We start from the raw sequence: 19,065 nt of genomic DNA on the forward strand, positions 1-19,065 counted from the left end.
CACAATTATAGCCCGAATCGACCATTAAAGCGAGTAAATCTCAGCATAAAAGTGATGTCAAATCAAAAGTTTCTTCTCATTCTTAAAAAGGCCAAAACTCGTCGATTTAGTGGCCCAACACAACTACTTTTGCATTCTCGTGAACAGTGGTCGGAAGGGGGTCGTTTGGTTTACCGTGCTGGCAGAATGTCGTCGCCGTCGCTGCCCAACTGCCGGGTGTGACCAGCCATATTCCTTGAGTTGACCGGCAGCAACATTTCTCGAGGATTGCTAGATTTAGGTATGCGAGAACTGCAGGCGCGAATCATCGCCGAACTCAACGTGTCACCCACTATCGACCCGGCCGCCGAAGTGCGCCGTCGGGTGAAATTTCTCAAGGAGTACCTGAAGCGCACCGGCGCCCAGGGCTTCGTGCTCGGCATTAGCGGCGGCCAGGACTCCACCCTCGCCGGCCGTCTTTGCGCCCTGGCGGTCGACGAACTGACCGAGGAAGGGCATCCGGCTACCTTTGTGGCAGTGCGCCTGCCGTACGCAGTGCAGCGGGATGAGGTGGATGCTCAACTTGCTTTGACATTTATCCGCCCGCCTTCGCAAGCTACTTTCAACATTGAACTCGCCGTCGATGGATTCGAAAGTGAATTCCTGGCGAGCCTCGAGGTGGCCATGACGGACTTCACCAAGGGCAACATCAAGGCTCGCTCACGCATGATCGCCCAATATGCCGTGGCCGGCCAACTCGGCTTGCTCGTGGTCGGAACCGACCATGCTGCCGAAGCTGTGACCGGATTCTTCACCAAGTACGGCGACGGCGGCACCGACATTCTGCCGTTGACCGGGCTGACCAAGCGCCAGGGTCGCGCCCTGCTGATGGAGCTGGGTGCGCCCGAACAGCTTTATCTGAAGGACCCCACCGCTGACCTGCTCGACCACACTCCTGGCCAGACCGATGAGGCCAACCTCGGTCTTCAGTACGAGCACATCGACGACTTCCTCGAGGGCCGATCGGTCGAAGATGAAGTGGCCGAGGCCATCGAGGCACGCTATCTCAGCACCGAGCACAAGCGGCGCGTACCTGCGTCACTGTTCGACACGTGGTGGCACTCGTCACCGACGCGGTAAACAAAACACGAACCGGTCAGCGCTAAGAAAGCGCCGACCGGCTCGTCGTTTGTATGAGAAGAGCGACTACAGCGTGGGGGCCGCCGAGGAACGCGTGAGCGGGTCAGTGCCGCGCACCTCGAGCTTGTTCACGTCATCCAAAAGGCGCTGGGTCTCGGTCGAAGCGTCCGCAGCCGTCGAAGCGGGCGAGGTGGACCGGTTGGCGACCGCCGGTGTGAGCGGCGTGGCCCGCATCGGAGCGGGTGCCGAATCGGTTGGGGTGTACTGGTCATGGTGTTGCTGGGCCACCCACGCTTCCTGCTCTGCCAGCAGGCTCTTCTCGGTGGAGGAGTTCTGCGACTTCCATCGGTCGAGATCGCCCTGAAAAATCTTGCGTGCGCGGGCGGGCTTGTTTTGCCATTCGATCAGTCGGTCACGAAACTCCACCAACGCCGGCTCCAGCTGGTAACCGAACGTGGCGGAGGTGCGCTTGAGTTCGTACAGTTCGTGGGCAGCCCAGTTCGCGGCGATTCTCGATCCGCGAATTGGCAGCAGCCGGACCTGAATATCGGCCTGGGCGACCGCGCGGTCGCTCATGACTTGTTCCTGCGGTGTGAGCGAATTCCACACGGATGCCTCGGTGGCGGCATCGACGAGGGTCGCGATAGCAGCCACCTTGATCTCGCGATCGCGCTGGGTAATGAGCCGTTTGATGGCTCCGCGCGAGATCAACGCGGCCAGCACGCTGGCAATGACGATCGCGCCGATGAACACGACCGCAGTGAAAATCATCGGTTGGGTACTGACGTCGGTAAACCAGGCTACGAAGTTATTCCACCATTCCATGTGCAGGATTTTATCCGTGCCGAACCCTGTTCTCTGGGATCAGACGCGGCGTGCCCTCAGGCAAGTGCACTCCTTCCCCTCACGACGGTGCACTTATTAAAGCGGCACTAGCGAAAGCAGTCGACCGCATCGTCGATGAGACAGAACTCGCCGAGGTCCCGGGTGCGGGTCGCGAAGACGATTCTCCGGGCGCTGTATCGGCTGCCGTCGACGCCGACGTGATGTTCGATATACCCGATGACAGCGCCGGCCGGATCGACAATACGCCACAGCCCGTCGCGCACGAGGATGAAGCTGCGGCCACGCACCGTGCGAAGCGCTGTTGTGGGAAGCGCTGTTGCGGGAAGTGCGGTTACGGGGCGTGCTGGGATGGAAATTGCTGAGCGAAGAATCGGTGCGATGAGAGTGGTCATTTGTGCGCCTCCGTAATAATGCCGCAGTGGCCCAGCCGCCTTGGGTGTTTCTTCAGCGTACGGGCGACCACCGACATCCGCTTTAGGCGAACAGGCGGCGTGAATGCCGGTTCGACCGGAGGCTGCCGCAAGCGAAGAGTTATACTGATACGATGCAAACTTTTGTGGTCGCAGGTGGATGTTTTTGGTGTCTCGATGCCGTGTATCGGGTCTTACGCGGAGTAAGTGACGTTGTGTCGGGGTACACCGGCGGTACGACGATCAACCCGAGCTATGAATCGGTCTGCACCGGTCATACCGGTCACGCCGAAGCCGTCGCGGTGACTTTCGATCCCGATGTCATTCCGGCTAGCGTGATCCTTGATGTATTTTTCACCCTGCACGATCCCACCCAGCTCAATCGGCAGGGTAACGATGTGGGTACCCAGTACCGTTCGGCAATGTTCTACACCGACGACGCGCAGAAGCAGCTGTTTGAAACGGCCCGTGATCGCGCGACTGAATGGTGGGGTGCCGGCATCACAACCACGATCGAGCCGCTCGACGATTACCACGAGGCCGAGGACTACCACCAGGACTTCTTCGCCAAGAATCCCGGACAGGGGTACTGCATGGCGGTCGCCGTGCCCAAGGTCAACAAGATTCGCAAGTCTTACTCGGAGTACCTGATCGGCTAGGTCCTCCTCCACAGGCGTTTCTGTGCCCCGTTCTCCACTGATCGCACACAGCGTGCGCGGCGGCGTCGTTCCGCGCGACACACTCACAGTATGCGATCCGGGAACGGCAAAGAATGGCACGAGTTGCCGTTTCCGGGTCGCGTGCGCCGGGTGTTCGCCCGGCGGGTGACGTGCGCGTACTCACGCGCTGACCGTGCCGGGAGAAACTATGAGCGACCACATCACCGTATCCGGAATCATCGGCACCGTTCCCCGCCGCAGTGTGGCCAAAAACGGCGCCCCGATCACGTCCTTTCGACTGGCCTCCCGCCAGAGTCATCTTGACCGCGCGAAAGATGAGTGGGTTGAAGACGAAAGCAGCTGGTACTCCGTCACGACGTTTCGCCAGCTGGCCACAAATGCGGCGTCGTCGCTCAGTAAGGGCCAGCATGTCATCGTGAGTGGCCGCTTGGTCATCCGCAATTGGTCCAACGCCGAAAAATCCGGAATTGACGTCGATATCGTGGCCGACGCTCTCGGCCACGACCTTACGTGGTACACCACGACGCCGGTGCGCAGCGATGCTTCCTCCAAAATCCCCCCCGAGCAGACCGGGCCAGAACCGGTAGAGCCAGCAGAATACGCCGAATTAGCGATCGCGGATGAGGCGGACAGTAGGCAGATCCTCCGTTCCGACGACGGTTTTATTCCGATCGACGCCGACGCTGCTCAGGATGCGTATGCCCGTTTAGACTCATAGCACCGTTCACGTGCGTGGACTGGGGGAGGCAAGTCGTGGGCGTGGCGAAACCAGCATGGCAGAGTGTGGGCACGAGAACAGCGGGGGGACGTGCCTGCCGCCCGCGGTTCGTGCTGGGCGTGGTGAGCGCTGGACTGCTCCTCGGGGTCAGCCTGACCGCGTGCACGAGCATCCCAGCAGAACCCCGCGCTAACGACACGGCGCCGTCCAGCTCCGGCGCGCGTGAGCCCTCGGCCACACCGGCGCCTGATGCAACGCTCGTGCCTGACGGGACCGCGGCCGAGAACCTGGTCTACTTCAACTTTCTCGCCGCCGCGGTCACCAAAGCTAACCCCGCAGCCGACGGACGCGACTACATCGATGCGCTCGTGGCCGGCGGGTTCGACCGTGCCGCACTGGAGGTGACCTTTGATCGAACCCAGGCCGATCTGGCGGTGGACTCTACCCAGTTCTCCGTGCGTTTCGCCGGCGAATGCCTGATCGGCCAGATCGGGCCGGCCACCAACGGCTTCCACAGTGTGGTTGCGCCTATTTTGTCGACCGGTTTGTGTCTTGTTGGGTCCACCCGGCAAATAGACTGGTAAGCACTATGGCCGAATTTATTTACTCAATGGTCCGCGCTCGCAAGGCGATCGGCGAAAAGCTGATTCTTGACGACGTCACCATGTCCTTTTTTCCCGGCGCCAAGATCGGTGTGGTCGGCCCGAATGGTGCCGGAAAGTCTACGATTCTCAAGATCATGGCGGGCCTGGACACCCCCAGTAATGGCGAAGCGAGACTCTCCCCGGGCTACACCGTCGGCATCCTGATGCAGGAGCCGCAGCTTGACGAGAGCAAGACCGTGTTGGAGAACGTGCAAGAGGGCGTCGGACCGATTAAAGCCAAGGTCGACCGCTTCAACGAGATCAGCCTCGCCCTCGGCGAGCCCGACGCAGATTTCGATACGCTGCTCGCCGAAATGGGCGTGCTGCAGGAAGCCATCGATGCAGCGGACGCCTGGGATCTCGACTCGCAGCTGGAGCAGGCCATGGACGCCCTGCGCACCCCGCCTGGAGACTCCGAAGTCTCCAACCTGTCCGGTGGTGAGAAGCGCCGGGTGGCCCTGACCAAACTGCTGCTGCAAAAGCCTGACCTACTGCTTCTCGACGAGCCCACCAACCACCTCGACGCCGAGAGCGTGCTCTGGCTCGAACAGCACCTCGCCAAGTACCCGGGCGCTGTGCTCGCCGTCACTCACGACCGGTACTTCCTCGACCACGTGGCCGAGTGGATCGCCGAGATCGACCGCGGACACCTGTACCCGTACGAGGGCAACTACTCCACCTACCTCGAGATGAAGCAGGAGCGTCTGCTCGTGCAGGGTAAGAAGGACGCGAAGCTGTCGCGTCGTCTCGCCGACGAACTTGAGTGGGTGCGTTCCAACGCCAAGGGCCGCCAGGTGAAGTCGAAAGCGCGACTGGCTCGCTACGAAGAGATGGTCACCGCCGCCGAAAGCACCCGCAAGCTCGACTTCGAAGAAATCGTGATTCCGGTCGGCCCGCGCCTCGGCGCCCAAGTGATCGACGCAACCAAGCTGGAGAAGGGGTTCGACGGACGCATACTCATCGAGAACCTCAGCTTCACCCTGCCGCGCAACGGCATCGTCGGCATCATCGGCCCGAACGGCGTGGGAAAAAGTACCCTTTTCAAAACCATCGTCGGCCAGGAACCCCTCGACGGCGGTGAGCTCAAGATCGGCGAAACGGTGGATATTTCCTACGTCGATCAGGACCGTGGCGGCATCGATCCGAACAAAACGCTGTGGGAGGTCGTCTCGGACGGCCAGGACTATATCCAGGTCGGCAAGACCGAGATTCCGTCGCGCGCCTACGTTTCAACCTTCGGGTTCAAGGGTCCAGACCAACAGAAAAAGGCCGGTGTGCTCTCCGGTGGTGAACGGAACCGCCTGAATCTGGCGCTCACCCTGAAGCAGGGCGGCAACCTGCTGCTCCTCGACGAACCCACTAACGACCTGGACGTTGAAACTCTCGGCTCGCTCGAGAACGCGCTGCTCGAGTTTCCCGGTTGCGCCGTGGTGATCACTCACGACCGGTGGTTCCTCGACCGGGTGGCCACGCACATCCTCTCCTATGAAGGAACCGATGACAACCCGGCCAACTGGTACTGGTTCGAGGGAAACTTCGAGTCGTACGAACAGAACAAGATCGAGCGGCTCGGCCCGGATGCAGCCAAGCCGCACCGCTCTGCGTATCGCAAGCTCACCCGCGACTAAGCAGAACAGGGAAATCTGGTGAAGCTGCACGTTCCGATTCGCCTGCGTTGGTCCGACCTCGACGCTTACGGTCACGTGAACAATTCTGAGATGCTGCGCCTGCTCGAGGAGGCGCGCATCCTGGCGTTCTGGGTGACCGAAGACGACGGGGCGATCGGAGCGAGTACGGCCGTGCTCGACGGTCGCCCCGGGGCGTCGACCCTGACGTTGATCGCGCGCCAGGAGATCGAATACCTCGCGCCGGTGCCCTACCTGCGCCAGCCCCTCGACGTGAGACTCTGGCTCGGCAAACTCGGCGGTGCCAGCCTCGATGTCTGTTACGAGGTATTCAGCCCGGAGGGCGTCACACCCGAGGTTCTCTACGCCCGGGCGAACACCACCATCGTGCTCGTCGACGCGACGAGCGAACGCCCGCGCCGCATCAACGACACGGAGCGGGTGGCTTGGACGCCCTACCTCGACGCGCCGATCGAGTTCGCGCGGCGGTGATAATCACCGCACTCTGCGGCTAGAATTCCCGTAATACCGGTACTACTGAACCACAGACGCGTTTACCGCGTGTTAAGCGGGGGAGGTACTTATGGCCGATGAGCGCGCCGAACTCTTGCAGGCCCTGCACGATGAGCACGCACCGCTGTTGTGGCGCTATGTCGTACGGTTGACGCAGGATCCGGCCTTCGCCGATGATGTAGTGCAGGAGACGCTGCTTCGAGCTTGGCAGCGCCCTCGCCTGCTCGACCAGACCGAGGTGTCTGCTCGCGCATGGCTGTTCACGGTAGCCCGAAACCTGGTGATCGATGACCGGCGCTCGGCCCGTGCCCGCCATGAGATTCCCACCGACCAACTGCCCGAGGTGCCCACCGACGATCAAACCGATGCCCTGCTCGATGCTTGGCTGGTCGCGGACGCACTGCACGATCTCTCTCCCGACCACCGGGCGGTCATCGTCTGCGCATATTATCGAGGTCAATCCGTGGCCGAGACTGCGCGCGATCTCATTATTCCCGAAGGCACCGTGAAATCGCGGCTGCACTACGGACTGCGAGCCCTGCGACTCGCACTGCAAGAACGTGGAGTGACGGAGCGATGAACACTCCAGCAGATCTGTACGCCGACTGGGACGGCGCGTATATGCTCGGCGCCCTGTCACCGGGCGACCGCCGGGACTACGAACGGCATCTCAATGACTGCGTCGCCTGCAGCCAGGCGGTCGCGCACCTCGTCGGCTTGCCAGGGCTGCTGGCTCAAGTCCCACTCGATCAGGCACTGCAGCTCGGCCCGTCCACCGAGACGTCCACCGAGACCAGAGCGGATGCCGCGCACTCCGCCACCCTGTTGCCCCGCCTGGTGCAAGCGGCGCGGGCCAGTGTCCGGCGCGCCCGTTTGCTCGCCGCCGGAGCCGTGGTCGCGGCGGCTGCGATCGCGGCATCCGCTGCCCTGGTCGTCCCGGGGTGGCTGGAACAGCCGGGCGTAAACGTCACCGAACCGGCCGTGGCTATGGCCGCGGTGGTTCCCAGCCCGCTCACCGCATCCTTTCGCCTGGCCGGCGAAGACTGGGGCACCCGGATCGACGCGAACTGCAGCTATGCCACGAGCGGTAACGATTTCGGTCCGCAGGCCTACGCCCTGTTCGTGACCGACCGGGACGGACATGACACCCTTGTCGCCAGCTGGATCGCTGGTCCCGGAAGCACGATCAGCGCTGTCGGCACCACGAGTGTGGTGGAGAACGATATTGCCAGTGTGGATATTCGCTGGATGCCCGACGAGCGGGTGCTGTTGGAATCCACCCCCACCTGGTAGGTGCTCGAGTTATTCGAGAATGATGGGCACGCGCAGCATGCCCTCCTGCGCAACGGTGGCCAGGAGTACGCCATCGCGGCTGAAGATACTGCCCGTGGCCAGTCCGCGACCGCCCTGAGCGCTCGGTGAATCCTGCACATAGAGCAGCCATTCATCGACGCGCCCGAAACGGTGCCACCACATGGCATGGTCAAGGCTCGCGACCTTGAGGCCGGGGGAGGACCAGGCGATGCCGTGCCGGCGCATGATCGGCTCCATGATCGAATAATCACTGGCATAGGCCAGGGCGGCGCGATGCAGATCGGGGTCGTCGGGCAAAGGAGAAAAAGTCTTCATCCACACGGCTTGGCGGGAGGTGTGCTCACCGTTCACCTTGAGGTAGATCGGTGAGGGGACATGCCGCATATCGAAGGGACGCTCGCTTGCCCAATAACGGGCCACCGAATGATCGATGTGCGCAAGCGCATCGGATGCCGTCGGCAGGCTCTCCGGGTCGGGGATATCCTTCGGCATCTCGATATGGTGCTCCAGGCCCTCATCGGCGTCCTGGAAGGAGGCGATCATCGACAGGATGGGCACGCCCTCCTGGTAGCACTGCGTGCGGCGGGTGGAGAATGAGCGACCATCGTGAATGCGCTCGACCGAGAAGGTGATCGGCGCTTTGACATCGCCGGGACGCAGAAAATATCCGTGCATGGAGTGCACGTGGCGTTCGTCGGGAACGGTGCGCATCGCGGCAACAAGCGATTGGGCCAGAACCTGCCCGCCGAACACGCGGCCAAGCGGCATCCACTGGGACGGACCGGTGAAGATATCCTCACTGGTGCGGGCACCGGTGTCGGTCAGATCGAGAACGGCCAGAAGGCCTTCCATCGGCTTGTGCATGCTGTCTCCTCGGGCAAGTTCGCGACCGCGGCACGCGGATGTTTCGTATCTTGGTAGTTTAGGAGGTGATGAGCCAGTCATTCACTCTTACCGATTCCCAGTCCCTCAGCGATTTGATCGTGTTTCTCTCACGATCCGGCCGCGTCCTCGATGGTTCCGTGCGTCTCATGGCGTCCGAGGGCGTTCTCGCGGTCTACACTGCTATTTTCTATCCGCGCGGTCTGCTCGACGCGAGCCCGACCGTGCTGGGGCTACGCACCTTCGCCCTGACGGAGCCGGTCGACCTCGACACGGTCGTGCCGGTGCGGTCCCTGCTAGAACGCCTCAAACGCCTCGAATCCACCGCGCGTGACCTCACCGTGCCGGTGATCGTGACCGTTCCGCTGGAGGTGAATACCGTGACCTGGACCGGCATCTCCCCGCCGAAGGGCGGCTGGGAACCCCACGGCCAGACGCCGGCATCTCACCTCGAAGCGGCCGCCCGGGAGGGCATCGACGAGGTTGCCGCCGCCGTGCCGGAGGGCACCGGAGAGTTGATCGTCGAACGCGTGCGCGCTGAGGTCTGGGGCCGCCAGGTCGATGGGCTCGAATTCGTACCGACCGGGGCCGGTTTCGCAGCCTTCAGCCTGGGCTTTCTCGCCGATGACGAACCGGTGCACCTGTTCGAGTCGGGCCTGTGGACGCGCCTGAGTACGAGTCGCGGCCACGTTTTGGTGCGACGCAAGCCGTGGACTCTCCAGGCCTGACCGGCTCTAGAGTGCACTGGCGGCCGCGGTGGTACCTATGCCGTAACCCGCTTGCATCCGAAGTCATCACAGCAGAGACTCGGGCGGGCACGCTGGATGCCTCTAGGCTGTGGGGCATGCCCATACTGTTGCAGCTCGATTCGTCCGCCGACCTTATGAGTTCGCGCTCGCGCGCGATTACGGCGACTTTCGCGGATACCTGGCGCGGTCTGAGCAGTGAACACACCGTCGTTCACCGTGATCTGCACCGGGAACCGTTGCCCCACCTGACCGATGCCGCGCTGCACTTTCCACCACGGCTCCGCCCGGAGGGTGCGAGCGCCAGCCCGGAGCAGGAAACGCTGCAGCAGCTCCTCATTGCGGAACTCGTCGCGGCCGACGTGCTGTTGATCGGTGTTCCGCTGTACAACTATTCGATGCCATCGACCCTGAAGGCGTGGATCGATTACATTCACCTGCCGACGGTGACCGCTCCGTTCGACGACCCGACCAGTCAGCAGCCCCTCGCTGGTCGCCCGGCCGTACTCGTTTCCACTCGCGGCGCGGTCTACGACCCGGGAACCTCCACAGAGTTCGACGATCACGCGCTTCCGGCGCTGAGCCTGATTCTGGCGAACGCCTTGGGAATGACCGTCGAGACGATCGTGGCCACTCGCACTCTCAGCGAACGGTTCGGTGCTCCCGCCGACGAGGTCGACAAGGAACACCGGGAATTGACCGCGGCGCACGAGTCCGCTGCCCAGACCGCCCGCCGCCTGGGCTGAGGGACGTCGCGACGACGTGACGCTGAGTGCGGTCGGCGCGCATCCAGGGCTGCGCCGCAACGTTGCCTTCTGGCAGGCGGTGCTGTTGACCGGCACCCGCGCGGTGCTGGGCCGACTCTTCGGCCTAATGGGGCCCACCATGCTCGGGCTGGTCGGTCTGCTGACTTTCGCACCGCCGTGGCCTCAGGTCGCCTGCTCGTTCTCGTGCTACCCGTGATCATCGCGGTCGGCAGCTGGATCCTCACCCGCCCGGCCGAATTCGAAGAGCGTCTGCAGCGCACGCTGAACTGATCCTGGTCAGGATGCTGCTGGATCCCGAAAGTGTGGCTGTTCAGGCGGATTCGTTTGGGCCAGCAGTCACCCGACGAACTGCTGCGTCATTGCCCTCGATGAGCGGCCGGAGCGCGCTTATTTGGCGGCGAGCAGGCGCGCAACGCGGGGCTTGACCTCGGTGGCGAGCAGGGTGATGGACTCGAGCAGGTGTTCCTGGGGGAGCCCACCGTGGTCGCCCTGCAGAAAATGACGCATGTGGCCGAGGTGCCTGTGCAGCGCGACAATGCGTTCCGCGACGTCGTCGGGGTCGCCCACGAAGTAGGCGCTGGGTGCATCGACCTGAGCCAGATAGGAACTGCGCTGCGGCACCGGCCAGCCCCGCAACCGACCCATCTCCACGTTCAAGTTCACCCACCCCGGATACATCCGCTCGACGGCTTCCTTCTTGGTCGGGGCCACCAGGCCGAAGGTCGCGACCGAGACCTTGATGTTGTCGCCGGTGTGGCCGGCCTGCGCAGCGGACTGCCGATAGAGGTTGGCGAGGGGCGCGAACCGGTGCGGCTCTCCGCCGATGATGGCGTAGGCGAGGGGGAGACCGAGGCGTCCGGCGCGGGCCGACGACGGCGCGCTGCCGCCGGTTGCGATCCAGATGGGGAGTGAGCCCTGCACGGGGCGCGGCACGACGTCGAGCTGGGGGATCGACGGACGTGCGGTGCCCGACCAGGTCACGTTTTCGGTGCTGCTGGCGTTGAGCGTGAGCAGCAGGTCGAGCTTCTGGGCGTAGAGCTCGTCGTAGTCGTTCAAGTCATAGCCGAACAACGGAAAAGTCTCGACCGAGGAGCCGCGGCCGGCGGTGATCTCGATGCGGCCACCGCCCGAGATCGCATCAGCGATGGCGAACTGCTGGAAGACCCGCACCGGATCATCCGTTCCGATAATGCTCGCCGCGCTGCCCAGTTTGATCTGACTCGTCGCGGCGGCGGCCGCTGCGATGATCGCACCGGGAGAGGAGGCTGGCATCGACACGGTGTGGTGCTCACCGACACCGAAGTAGTCGAGCCCGGCCTTATCGGCCAGCACGATGGCGTCGAACAGGTTCCTGATCGCTTCCGCGGTGGAGCGCGAGCTGCCGTCGGGGTCGAGCTGAGTGTCGCCGAAGCTGTAGGCGCCGATCTCCATGATGTTCTCCATTGTGTACGGGATAGTGAGGCGGCGTCCGGGAGCGGGCGCGCCTTCTGGTGCAGAAATCCTCCGACGATCGCACGCGTTGTGCGCGAGTCGCCGTAGCTAGTTTCGCGCCTCTGTTACCCGCCCGGAAATGGGTAACGACCATTCGCCGCGCGCGCGCCCTAGTCTTCGAAGCTGTTCACCATCGCGAAGGCGGCGCGTTCCATATAATCCCAGAGAATTCCCCGCTGCAACGGCGGCAGGTTGGCGGCGTCCACGGCGACTTTCATGTGGCCCAGCCAGCGGTCGCGGGCATCCGGGTTGACCTTGAACGGAATGTGACGCTGACGCAGACGCGGGTGGCCGCGCTGCTCGCTATAGGTGCCTGGACCGCCCCAGAACTGCTCAAGGAACATAACCAGGCGGTGTTCGGCCGGTCCGAGATCTTCTTCGGGATACATGGGCTTCAGCACCGGGTCGGTGGCTACCCCGACGTAGAAGTCGTGCACGAGCTTTTCAAAGAACGGGGTTCCGCCGACTTCGTCGAAGAATGTGGGCACTGCGGCTGGGCCGTTCTCACCTTCGCGCAGGTACACGTCGGCAAGGGCTGCAGGCTGATCGGTGGGGTGTCGTTCAGTGGTCACGTGGTGCGGCTTTCTTCTCTTCGGTTAGTTCACTGTCAGTCAATGCCATCCCCACGAACTTCAGGGTCGGGCGTCTTCATCGGAGCCGGAACATTTTTGGGCTTGCGCGGCCCGCGGGGCTTGCGTACCGCAACTGGCCCGGTGCGTACGCCATCGACGGCGTCGGGTACGGCCGCAGCGGCCGCTTCGGCCGCGTCGAGAGCGCCTTCGGCCGGTTCACTGGTCGATCCCTCAAGGGTACCGTCGCCGGTGGTCATGACCACGCTGTTGAGCGGCGTGAGTGGCACTCCCATGCCGTCGAGGGCCTTCTTCATGTGCAGGCGCAGGTCACGGGCGAAGTCCCACTTGGCGGAGACCCGGGTCTTGACCACGAGCCGGGTCACGAGGGCTTCGGCGCTGATCGACTCGAGGCCCCAGATCTCGGGCTTTTCGAGAATGAACGCGCGCCACTTGCGACTTGAGGCGAGGGCAGTGGCCACGCGCAGCAGCTCGTCTTGCACGGCCTCCACGTCGGAACTGTAGGGAATGGCGAGGTCGATGATGACGCGCGCCCAGCCCTGCGACATGTTGCCAACTCGCAGAATCTCGCCGTTGCGCACGAACCAGAGCGTGCCATCGATGTCGCGTACCTGAGTGATACGAATTCCGACCGTTTCGACCACACCGGAGGCGAATCCCACGTCGACGATGTCGCCCACGCCGATCTGGTCTTCCATGACCATGAACAGGCCGTTGAGAATGTCCTTGACGATGTTTTGTGCGCCGAAACCAAGGCCGGCGCCGAGCGCGGCGGTGAGCAGAGCGAAGGAACCGAGAATGTCCTTGTTCAGGACCGTGACGATGAGCAACAGGGCGGTGATCAAGATGAACACGTTCACTATGTTCGCCAGCACGGCCCCGAGCGTGCGTGAGCGCTGGACAACGCGAACCGCCGCGAGCGGTGAGACATTGAGTGCCTGGGTGTCGTCGACCTTCTGATTCTTCTTGACGCCGGAGACGATCTGCTGCACCACGCGCCGAATGACGAATTGCAGAACCCAGCGCAAGGCGAAAGCGATGAGGATGATCATCGCGATGGCGAAGGCCTTTTCCAGAAACACGGTCCACGGAATTTTAGCGAAGTAGGTACCGAGATCGGCCCAGAAAGTTTCCCAGTTCATATCCAAACCAGTCTACCGAGAGCCGTTTGTGGAACCCGGGAAGGGACCCCGGTCACGGTATCGGCGCCCGCGACACGCAGCCGCAGCAGACCGGTCTCGGCGCCGCAGGCAGTGGCATCCTCTCGGAAACCGTGGAATTTGCTGTGAACCTCACGGGATGCGTGAAGCCCGCGGCCAACCGTCGGCTGGCTGCGGGCTTCACGGTGTTCCCTGCCGATGGCTAGTCGGCGTCGCGCGCTTGTACCTTCAGCGACCGCTCGACTCCGGCCAGGTTCTCGACCACGAGGCGGCGAAGCGCTGCCGGTTCCGGGTTCGCATCGAGCCAGGCCCGGGTCGCGTCGGCGAGGGCCTGGTTGTTCAGCGGCGCCGGGTAGAGACCGATGACGAGCTTCTCGCCGATCGAGAAGCTACGCGCCTCCCATACGCGCTGCAGCATCTCGAAGTAGGTCACGACAAACGGCTCGAGCAGGGCCGCGTCGTTGACGCGCAGGAACCCGGCGGCCGTCGTGCGCACGATGGTCGTCGCTGCCGTGTCAACGTCGATGAGTGACGACCAGGCGGCGAGCTTGCCGTCGGCGGTGGGGAGAGCGGCCCGGGCCAGGGCGGCCGACTGGGCGCCGGTGGCCGTGTTGTCGGCCGTGAGCGCCGCGTCGATCTCGGTGGCGTCGGCGCGTCCACCGGCCACAAGAGCCGTGAGCAACTCCCAGGCCAGGTCGGTATCGACCGTGAGGCCCTCCAGCACGGTACTGCCCGACCGCAGGGCAGCTACGTTCTCGAGCTCGGCTGGGTTGGTCGCAACAGCGGCGAAGAACTTCACGAACTGGAACTGGGCGTCGCTGCCGGCCACAGCATTCTGGGCCAGCGTCCACAGTGTCGCGGCGACCTCGGTCGTGACGGCAGCGCGGTGTGGCTGGCCGACGTAGTAGTTCGCCGTGAGTACGACCTGGCCGAGCACGGTGCGCAGCGTGGTCGACTCGGTTTCGGTAGCCACGTTGTTCAGTACCAGGCGCACGAAGTCGCGCGCCGTGGTTTCAGCGTCGCGGGTGGCGTCCCAGACCGAACCCCAGACCAGAGCGCGGGCGAGCGGGCTCTCAATGGCGGAGAGATGTTCCAGCGCCACCGTCTCTGAGGCCGGGTCCAGGCGAACCTTGGCGTAGCTGAGGTCGTCGTCGTTGAGCAGGATCAGGTCAGGACGCTCGCGGCCGACGAGGGCGGGGACATCCGTTCGCGAGCCGTCGACGTCGAGCTCGACCCGGTGCGTGCGCACGAGCTTGTGGGCGTCGGTGAAGGTGTAGAAGCCGATGGCCAGGCGGTGCGGGCGAATGGTGGGGTAAGCGGCTGCGGCGCTCTGCAGCACAGCGAAGCCGGTGATGACTCCCGCCGCGTCGACGGTGATTTCGGGGCGCAGGGTGTTGACGCCGGCGGTTTCGAGCCACAGCTTCGCCCAGTCGCGAAGGTCCCGGCCGCTCGCCGCTTCGAGTTCGACGAGCAGGTCGCGCAGCTCGGTGTTGCCCCACTGGTGCTTCTGAAAGTAGGAGCCGACACCGGTGAAGAACGCCTCGATACCGACCCAGGCGGCGAGCTGCTTGAGCACGGAGCCGCCCTTTGCGTAGGTGATGCCGTCGAAGTTGACGAGCACGTCGTCAAGGTCACGGATGGTGGCGACGACCGGGTGGGTCGAGGGGAGTTGATCTTGCTTGTAGGCCCAGCTCTTCTCCATCACGGCGAAGGTGGTCCAGGCTTCGTGCCACTCGGTGGCTTCGGCGGTGGCGATGGTCGATGCCCACTCGGCGAAGCTCTCGTTGAGCCAGAGGTCGTTCCACCAGGTCATCGTGACGAGGTCGCCGAACCACATGTGGGCGAGCTCGTGCAGAATCGTCACGACGCGGCGTTCCTTGACGGCGTCGGTCACCTTGGAGCGAAAGATATAGGTTTCGGTGAAGGTGACGGCGCCCGCGTTCTCCATGGCGCCGGCATTGAACTCCGGCACGAACAGCTGGTCGTACTTGTCGAAGGGGTATGCGTAGCCGAACTTCTCTTCGTAGTAGGCGAAGCCCTGGCGGGTCTTCTCGAGGATGTAGTCGGCGTCGAGGTGCTCCGAGAGGCTTTTGCGACTGAACACGCCAAGTGGGATGGTGCGTCCGTCGCTTGAGACGAGCTCGCTGCGCACGACGGCGTACGGGCCGGCGATGAGCGCGGTGATATAGCTCGAGATGGTGTGGGTGGGTGCAAACGCCCAGGTGCTGGCGCCGTCGCCGGCGTCGATGGGTTCGGGCGTGGTGGAGTTGGAGACGACCTGCCACTCGCTCGGCGCCGTGACGGTGAAGGAGAATTTTGCCTTCAGGTCGGGTTGCTCGAACACCGCGAACACGCGGCGGGAGTCGGGTACCTCGAACTGGCTGTACAGGTAGACCTCGTTGTCGACCGGGTCGACGAAGCGGTGCAGGCCCTCACCGGTGTTGGTATAGAGTGCGTCGGCGACGACGACGAGCTCGTTCTCAGTCTGCAGGCCGTCGAGCTGAATGCGGATGCCGTCGCTCACGACGGCGGGGTCGAGCGCGGCACCGTTGAGGGTCACCGAATACACCTGTGCTGTGATGGCGTCGATGAAGGTCGAGGCGCCGGGGGTGGCGTTGAAGCGCACCGTGGTGGTGCTGCCGAATGTGGTGGGGCCGGTAGTGAGGTCGAGTACAACGTTGTAGCTCGCTACCGTGATGAGCGCGGCGCGCTCGGACGCTTCCAGTCGGGTGAGGTTCTCTCCAGGCAAGTTAATACTCCAATTCGATTCACGATTCGATTCGCGACGGATTCCATTTGGAACGGTGAAGCTTTGGCGCTCGTGGCGCCAACGCACCCCGCAAGCCTAGCCATGATTAGGATGTGGGCATGAGAGCGAGCACCGATCCCGGAGTCGCGACCGCTGAACGCTACCGGGCCTTCGCCGAGGTTGAAGCCCGCGGAATGAGCGCCTGCTACGAACGCTGGGCCGCTGGGGTTGCGGCTGATCCTGAGATCGTAACGCTGATCAATCTGCTGCCGCCAGTCAAGCGGCAACCGAACCTGGTGTTCAGTGCGGCCCGGTTGCACGGGGCAGTGGCGGGGGAGTACCCGGCATTCGTGGCCTGGCTGCGCGCGCACTGGGCGCTCGTCGCCGCCACCTGCCTGACCCATGCGACCCAGACCAATGAGGCCGGGCGGTGCGCTGTGCTGTTACCGGCCCTGGCGGCGCTCGCCGGGCCGCTCGCGATCATCGAAGTGGGGGCATCCGCCGGCCTCTGCCTGCGCCCCGATCGGTACAGCTACCGGTATCGCTCTGCCGATGGTGGCGAGCGGATGCTGCACCCGGCAGACGGCCCCAGCCCAGTGCTGCTCGACTGCGCCGTCATCGGCCCGGTGCCATTGCCCGAGCGGATGCCCCAGATCGTGTGGCGGGCCGGAATCGACCTTCATCCCCTCGACGTGCACAGCGACGCGGACGTGGCCTGGCTCGAGGCGCTGATTTGGCCGGAGCACGACGACCGTCGAGCCCGGCTGCGCGCCGCGGTTGCCGTGGCCCGCCAGGAGACGGTTGAGATCGTGCCGGGAGATCTTAACGGCCAGATCGAGGCCCTCGTTGCCCGGGCACCGGCCGGGGCAACCGTTGTCGTGTTCCACACCGCGGTGCTCGCCTACCTGAACGCAGCCGACCGCGACCGGTTCGCCGCGCAGATGACCCGACTGCCGGTACGTTGGCTATCGAACGAGGGGCAGAGTGTGGTGCCCGGGGTGCTGGAGCGGCTGGGGGAGGCGCCGGCACCGTCACATTCAACTCCGGCATCCGCTTTCATTCTCGCCCTGGACGGCGAGCCGATCGCCCTGACCCAGCCACACGGCCGGTCATTACACTGGCTCGGGTGAGTCCGCTGAGGGCTCGGGGGTCGGCTCCGCTGTCAACGGCGCTGCGCTACCGGCTGCCCAGCCGAAGGAGGCAGATTGGCGCGCCATCACGGCCGCCGCATCGTGCATCGAAACGTAGCTCCCGCTGTTCGGCCCATCGCTTGGCTCCTCATCGGGCTGCCAGCGCGGGCTTCCGCTGCTGCGGGTGCCGAGGAGCCGTCGGGTGAGGGATTCGCCCGCCGACAACAGATCGTCGAGGGCGACCTGCAGGTCATTGTCGTCGACGGTGTCGGTGCGAAGGGCAGCGCGAAGCACGGCCCGGCGAATCAGCTCCTTCGCAAAGGAGCCCGTGACGCCTTCCGCACGGCGGGCAGCGGCGTCGAGGGCAGCCGGGCTGAACGGCAGCCCTCCCGCATAGCGCCGGAACAGCCGCTCGCGTTCGGCCAGGGCGGGCAAGGGTACTTCGACGGCGAGATCGACCCGGCCTGGCCGTTCGGCGAGGGCGCGTTCGAGCACCTCGACTCGGTTGGTGGTCATGACGAAAGCTACATCGGCGTCGCCGTCGAGCCCGTCGAGGGCGTCGAGCACCTCGAACAACAGCGGCTGCGGAGTGGCATTGCGTTGCATCGCGACCAGGTCGATGTCTTCCAGCACGACGATCGACGGCGCGAAGGTGCGGGCGATCTCGGCCGCGGCAGCGATATGCACGATACTGGACCCGGTCAGTAGTACGGCCGTGATGCCCGGTGTCTCGCTGAGCAGGTGGCGCACGGTGAGGGTCTTACCGGTGCCGGGAGCACCATAGAGCAGCACGCCGCGCTTCAGGTGTTGACCGGCGGCGAGTAGGGCCTGGCGTTGCTCACCGATTCCGATGACGTGGTCGGAAATGGTTCCGAGGATCCCCTCCGGCAGCACGATCGCCGCGGCGGGCACGACGGGCCGTTCCAGAAAGGTGATTCCGGCCCCGGCCCCGTATTCGGTGTGCACGAAAGACAGCACCTGCCCGCGCAGCACGCTGTGCTCGATCATGAGCCCGCGCAGGTGCTCGAGAAAGTCCGTGACCGTCTGCGCTGACACCGCCATGATTTCGAGTTCGGCCGTATTACGCCCGAATTGCGGGTTCGCGGCGCGCTGCAGCACGGCGATCGGCTGCCCGTTGAAGCGGATGAGCCGGAGGCCGAACGAGACCACCTGGCGGGTCGACGTTGGCCCGGTCGCCCGGGCCGAGTAGTCCACCGGTCCGGGGCCGAAGCCCGGAAACGGGCTGGCCACGAGCTCGGACAGCGTCGAGTGAAACCGCTGCTGCCCACCCGTTACGCCCAGAAGCGCGGCCGGATCCGCGCCGGTCAACGTGCTCAGGGCGATGTCCGCGTCGACGAGGCGATGATCGGCCAGGGCCTCCGACACGACCGGCAACATCGACGCGTTGGCGCCGAGAAAGGCGCTGATGCGGTCGCCGAGTGGTGTCAAGCCCGACCCGGCCCGGTCATCTGCCGCAGATACGACCCGCTCCATGAAGTGTTTGAACGCGCGTACGACGTCTCGGTCGAAAGTGTCCTCGGTCATGTCGTTCTCCTGTTCTCGTGGCAGCCCTGTCGAACCTAGCGGGCCTGGGCGATTATTGCTTCAGCGACAGCGACGGTACGTGACTCGATACGCGCTCGAGCCGGTCAGAGAAGGGCTAGCCCAATTATGTGGCCGC

The 19,065-nt window shown here is 64.1% G+C and carries 21 protein-coding genes; 13 read left to right on the forward strand and 8 right to left on the reverse strand.

Annotated elements, in window-relative coordinates; all coding sequences use genetic code 11:
* Positions 1 to 282: 282 nt before the first annotated feature.
* Positions 283 to 1,119, forward strand: coding sequence for an ammonia-dependent NAD(+) synthetase (gene nadE / locus CXY72_RS17315; protein WP_104128921.1), 837 nt, complete (start codon positions 283 to 285; stop codon positions 1,117 to 1,119).
* 66 nt (positions 1,120 to 1,185) lie between these two features.
* Here the strand turns inward: nadE and CXY72_RS17320 are convergent, their stop codons facing one another.
* A complete protein-coding gene (locus tag CXY72_RS17320) occupies positions 1,186 to 1,944 on the reverse strand; it encodes a hypothetical protein (protein ID WP_104128922.1) in 759 nt (252 codons plus the stop codon).
* A gap of 107 nt (positions 1,945 to 2,051) precedes the next feature.
* Complete coding sequence (locus CXY72_RS17325) at positions 2,052 to 2,357, reverse strand: DNA mismatch repair protein (RefSeq protein WP_233197925.1); 306 nt, start codon at positions 2,355 to 2,357, stop codon at positions 2,052 to 2,054.
* A 152-nt stretch (positions 2,358 to 2,509) separates the two neighbouring features.
* Between CXY72_RS17325 and msrA the strand changes: the two genes are divergently transcribed.
* The 7 genes from msrA to CXY72_RS17360 all read left to right on the forward strand — a co-directional run bounded on the left by msrA (position 2,510) and on the right by CXY72_RS17360 (position 7,848).
* The gene (gene msrA / locus CXY72_RS17330) at positions 2,510 to 3,034 is read left to right on the forward strand and encodes a peptide-methionine (S)-S-oxide reductase MsrA (protein ID WP_104128923.1); all 525 of its coding nucleotides are present in this window, start codon (positions 2,510 to 2,512) and stop codon (positions 3,032 to 3,034) included.
* Between the two features lie 208 nt (positions 3,035 to 3,242).
* On the forward strand, positions 3,243 to 3,773 hold the full coding sequence (locus CXY72_RS17335; RefSeq protein WP_104128924.1) for a single-stranded DNA-binding protein: 531 nt from the start codon (positions 3,243 to 3,245) through the stop codon (positions 3,771 to 3,773).
* Positions 3,774 to 3,838: 65 nt separating this feature from the next.
* Positions 3,839 to 4,357 (forward strand): hypothetical protein, encoded by a 519-nt coding sequence (locus CXY72_RS17340; RefSeq protein WP_158252625.1) that lies wholly within the window; start codon positions 3,839 to 3,841, stop codon positions 4,355 to 4,357.
* A gap of 5 nt (positions 4,358 to 4,362) precedes the next feature.
* Positions 4,363 to 6,045, forward strand: a complete 1,683-nt coding sequence (ettA, locus tag CXY72_RS17345) for an energy-dependent translational throttle protein EttA (protein ID WP_104128926.1) — start codon at positions 4,363 to 4,365, stop codon at positions 6,043 to 6,045.
* A gap of 18 nt (positions 6,046 to 6,063) precedes the next feature.
* Positions 6,064 to 6,534 (forward strand): thioesterase family protein, encoded by a 471-nt coding sequence (locus tag CXY72_RS17350; RefSeq protein WP_104128927.1) that lies wholly within the window; start codon positions 6,064 to 6,066, stop codon positions 6,532 to 6,534.
* 91 nt (positions 6,535 to 6,625) lie between these two features.
* Positions 6,626 to 7,135 (forward strand): sigma-70 family RNA polymerase sigma factor, encoded by a 510-nt coding sequence (locus tag CXY72_RS17355; RefSeq protein ID WP_104128928.1) that lies wholly within the window; start codon positions 6,626 to 6,628, stop codon positions 7,133 to 7,135.
* A complete protein-coding gene (locus CXY72_RS17360; RefSeq protein ID WP_104128929.1) occupies positions 7,132 to 7,848 on the forward strand; it encodes a zf-HC2 domain-containing protein in 717 nt (238 codons plus the stop codon). The genes CXY72_RS17355 and CXY72_RS17360 overlap by 4 nt, the downstream gene beginning before the upstream one ends.
* Before the next feature lie 9 nt (positions 7,849 to 7,857).
* Here CXY72_RS17360 and CXY72_RS17365 read toward each other — a convergent pair whose 3' ends face one another.
* The gene (locus CXY72_RS17365; protein ID WP_233197926.1) at positions 7,858 to 8,733 is read right to left on the reverse strand and encodes an acyl-CoA thioesterase II; all 876 of its coding nucleotides are present in this window, start codon (positions 8,731 to 8,733) and stop codon (positions 7,858 to 7,860) included.
* Positions 8,734 to 8,801: 68 nt separating this feature from the next.
* On the opposite strand from CXY72_RS17365, the gene CXY72_RS17370 reads away from it, so the two are divergent.
* The 3 genes from CXY72_RS17370 to CXY72_RS19365 all read left to right on the forward strand — a co-directional run bounded on the left by CXY72_RS17370 (position 8,802) and on the right by CXY72_RS19365 (position 10,460).
* Positions 8,802 to 9,479 (forward strand): hypothetical protein, encoded by a 678-nt coding sequence (locus CXY72_RS17370; RefSeq protein ID WP_104128930.1) that lies wholly within the window; start codon positions 8,802 to 8,804, stop codon positions 9,477 to 9,479.
* A gap of 116 nt (positions 9,480 to 9,595) precedes the next feature.
* Entirely contained in the window at positions 9,596 to 10,243 is a 648-nt protein-coding gene (locus CXY72_RS17375) for an FMN-dependent NADH-azoreductase (protein ID WP_104128931.1), read from the forward strand.
* Positions 10,244 to 10,259: 16 nt separating this feature from the next.
* Complete coding sequence (locus tag CXY72_RS19365; RefSeq protein ID WP_146071227.1) at positions 10,260 to 10,460, forward strand: hypothetical protein; 201 nt, start codon at positions 10,260 to 10,262, stop codon at positions 10,458 to 10,460.
* Between the two features lie 191 nt (positions 10,461 to 10,651).
* Here the strand turns inward: CXY72_RS19365 and CXY72_RS17380 are convergent, their stop codons facing one another.
* From CXY72_RS17380 to CXY72_RS17390, 3 genes are all read right to left on the reverse strand, one after another.
* A complete protein-coding gene (locus CXY72_RS17380; RefSeq protein WP_104128932.1) occupies positions 10,652 to 11,695 on the reverse strand; it encodes an LLM class flavin-dependent oxidoreductase in 1,044 nt (347 codons plus the stop codon).
* A gap of 170 nt (positions 11,696 to 11,865) precedes the next feature.
* Positions 11,866 to 12,273, reverse strand: coding sequence for a globin (locus tag CXY72_RS17385; protein WP_304466254.1), 408 nt, complete (start codon positions 12,271 to 12,273; stop codon positions 11,866 to 11,868).
* A gap of 89 nt (positions 12,274 to 12,362) precedes the next feature.
* Positions 12,363 to 13,487 (reverse strand): mechanosensitive ion channel family protein, encoded by a 1,125-nt coding sequence (locus CXY72_RS17390; RefSeq protein ID WP_104128933.1) that lies wholly within the window; start codon positions 13,485 to 13,487, stop codon positions 12,363 to 12,365.
* 26 nt (positions 13,488 to 13,513) lie between these two features.
* Here CXY72_RS17390 and CXY72_RS17395 point away from each other — a divergent pair, with 26 nt between their 5' ends.
* Positions 13,514 to 13,711, forward strand: a complete 198-nt coding sequence (locus tag CXY72_RS17395) for a hypothetical protein (RefSeq protein WP_104128934.1) — start codon at positions 13,514 to 13,516, stop codon at positions 13,709 to 13,711.
* On the opposite strand, the gene pepN is transcribed toward CXY72_RS17395, so the two are convergent.
* Positions 13,708 to 16,254 (reverse strand): aminopeptidase N, encoded by a 2,547-nt coding sequence (pepN, locus tag CXY72_RS17400; protein ID WP_104128935.1) that lies wholly within the window; start codon positions 16,252 to 16,254, stop codon positions 13,708 to 13,710. The two genes, CXY72_RS17395 and pepN, sit on opposite strands and share 4 nt — an antisense overlap.
* 119 nt (positions 16,255 to 16,373) lie before the next feature.
* On the opposite strand from pepN, the gene CXY72_RS17405 reads away from it, so the two are divergent.
* Positions 16,374 to 17,384, forward strand: coding sequence for a DUF2332 domain-containing protein (locus CXY72_RS17405; protein ID WP_104128936.1), 1,011 nt, complete (start codon positions 16,374 to 16,376; stop codon positions 17,382 to 17,384).
* On the opposite strand, the gene CXY72_RS17410 is transcribed toward CXY72_RS17405, so the two are convergent.
* Positions 17,367 to 18,929 carry an AAA family ATPase gene (locus CXY72_RS17410; RefSeq protein ID WP_104128937.1) on the reverse strand — a complete coding sequence of 521 codons (1,563 nt, stop codon included), beginning with the start codon at positions 18,927 to 18,929 and terminating at the stop codon, positions 17,367 to 17,369. The genes CXY72_RS17405 and CXY72_RS17410 overlap by 18 nt on opposite strands.
* Positions 18,930 to 19,065 lie beyond the last annotated feature (136 nt).

Origin of the sequence: Cryobacterium sp. Y57 (assembly GCF_002929505.1) — a bacterium.
Lineage (GTDB): Bacteria > Actinomycetota > Actinomycetes > Actinomycetales > Microbacteriaceae > Cryobacterium.

Coding starts and splice junctions, on each gene's coding strand:
- nadE (WP_104128921.1), top strand. CDS start 283: ATGCGAGAACTGCAGGCGCGAATCATCGCCGAACTCAACGTGTCACCC.
- CXY72_RS17320 (WP_104128922.1), bottom strand. CDS start 1,944: ATGGAATGGTGGAATAACTTCGTAGCCTGGTTTACCGACGTCAGTACC.
- CXY72_RS17325 (WP_233197925.1), bottom strand. CDS start 2,357: ATGACCACTCTCATCGCACCGATTCTTCGCTCAGCAATTTCCATCCCA.
- msrA (WP_104128923.1), top strand. CDS start 2,510: ATGCAAACTTTTGTGGTCGCAGGTGGATGTTTTTGGTGTCTCGATGCC.
- CXY72_RS17335 (WP_104128924.1), top strand. CDS start 3,243: ATGAGCGACCACATCACCGTATCCGGAATCATCGGCACCGTTCCCCGC.
- ettA (WP_104128926.1), top strand. CDS start 4,363: ATGGCCGAATTTATTTACTCAATGGTCCGCGCTCGCAAGGCGATCGGC.
- CXY72_RS17355 (WP_104128928.1), top strand. CDS start 6,626: ATGGCCGATGAGCGCGCCGAACTCTTGCAGGCCCTGCACGATGAGCAC.
- CXY72_RS17360 (WP_104128929.1), top strand. CDS start 7,132: ATGAACACTCCAGCAGATCTGTACGCCGACTGGGACGGCGCGTATATG.
- CXY72_RS17365 (WP_233197926.1), bottom strand. CDS start 8,733: ATGCACAAGCCGATGGAAGGCCTTCTGGCCGTTCTCGATCTGACCGAC.
- CXY72_RS17370 (WP_104128930.1), top strand. CDS start 8,802: ATGAGCCAGTCATTCACTCTTACCGATTCCCAGTCCCTCAGCGATTTG.
- CXY72_RS17375 (WP_104128931.1), top strand. CDS start 9,596: ATGCCCATACTGTTGCAGCTCGATTCGTCCGCCGACCTTATGAGTTCG.
- CXY72_RS17380 (WP_104128932.1), bottom strand. CDS start 11,695: ATGGAGATCGGCGCCTACAGCTTCGGCGACACTCAGCTCGACCCCGAC.
- CXY72_RS17390 (WP_104128933.1), bottom strand. CDS start 13,487: ATGAACTGGGAAACTTTCTGGGCCGATCTCGGTACCTACTTCGCTAAA.
- CXY72_RS17405 (WP_104128936.1), top strand. CDS start 16,374: ATGAGAGCGAGCACCGATCCCGGAGTCGCGACCGCTGAACGCTACCGG.
- CXY72_RS17410 (WP_104128937.1), bottom strand. CDS start 18,929: ATGACCGAGGACACTTTCGACCGAGACGTCGTACGCGCGTTCAAACAC.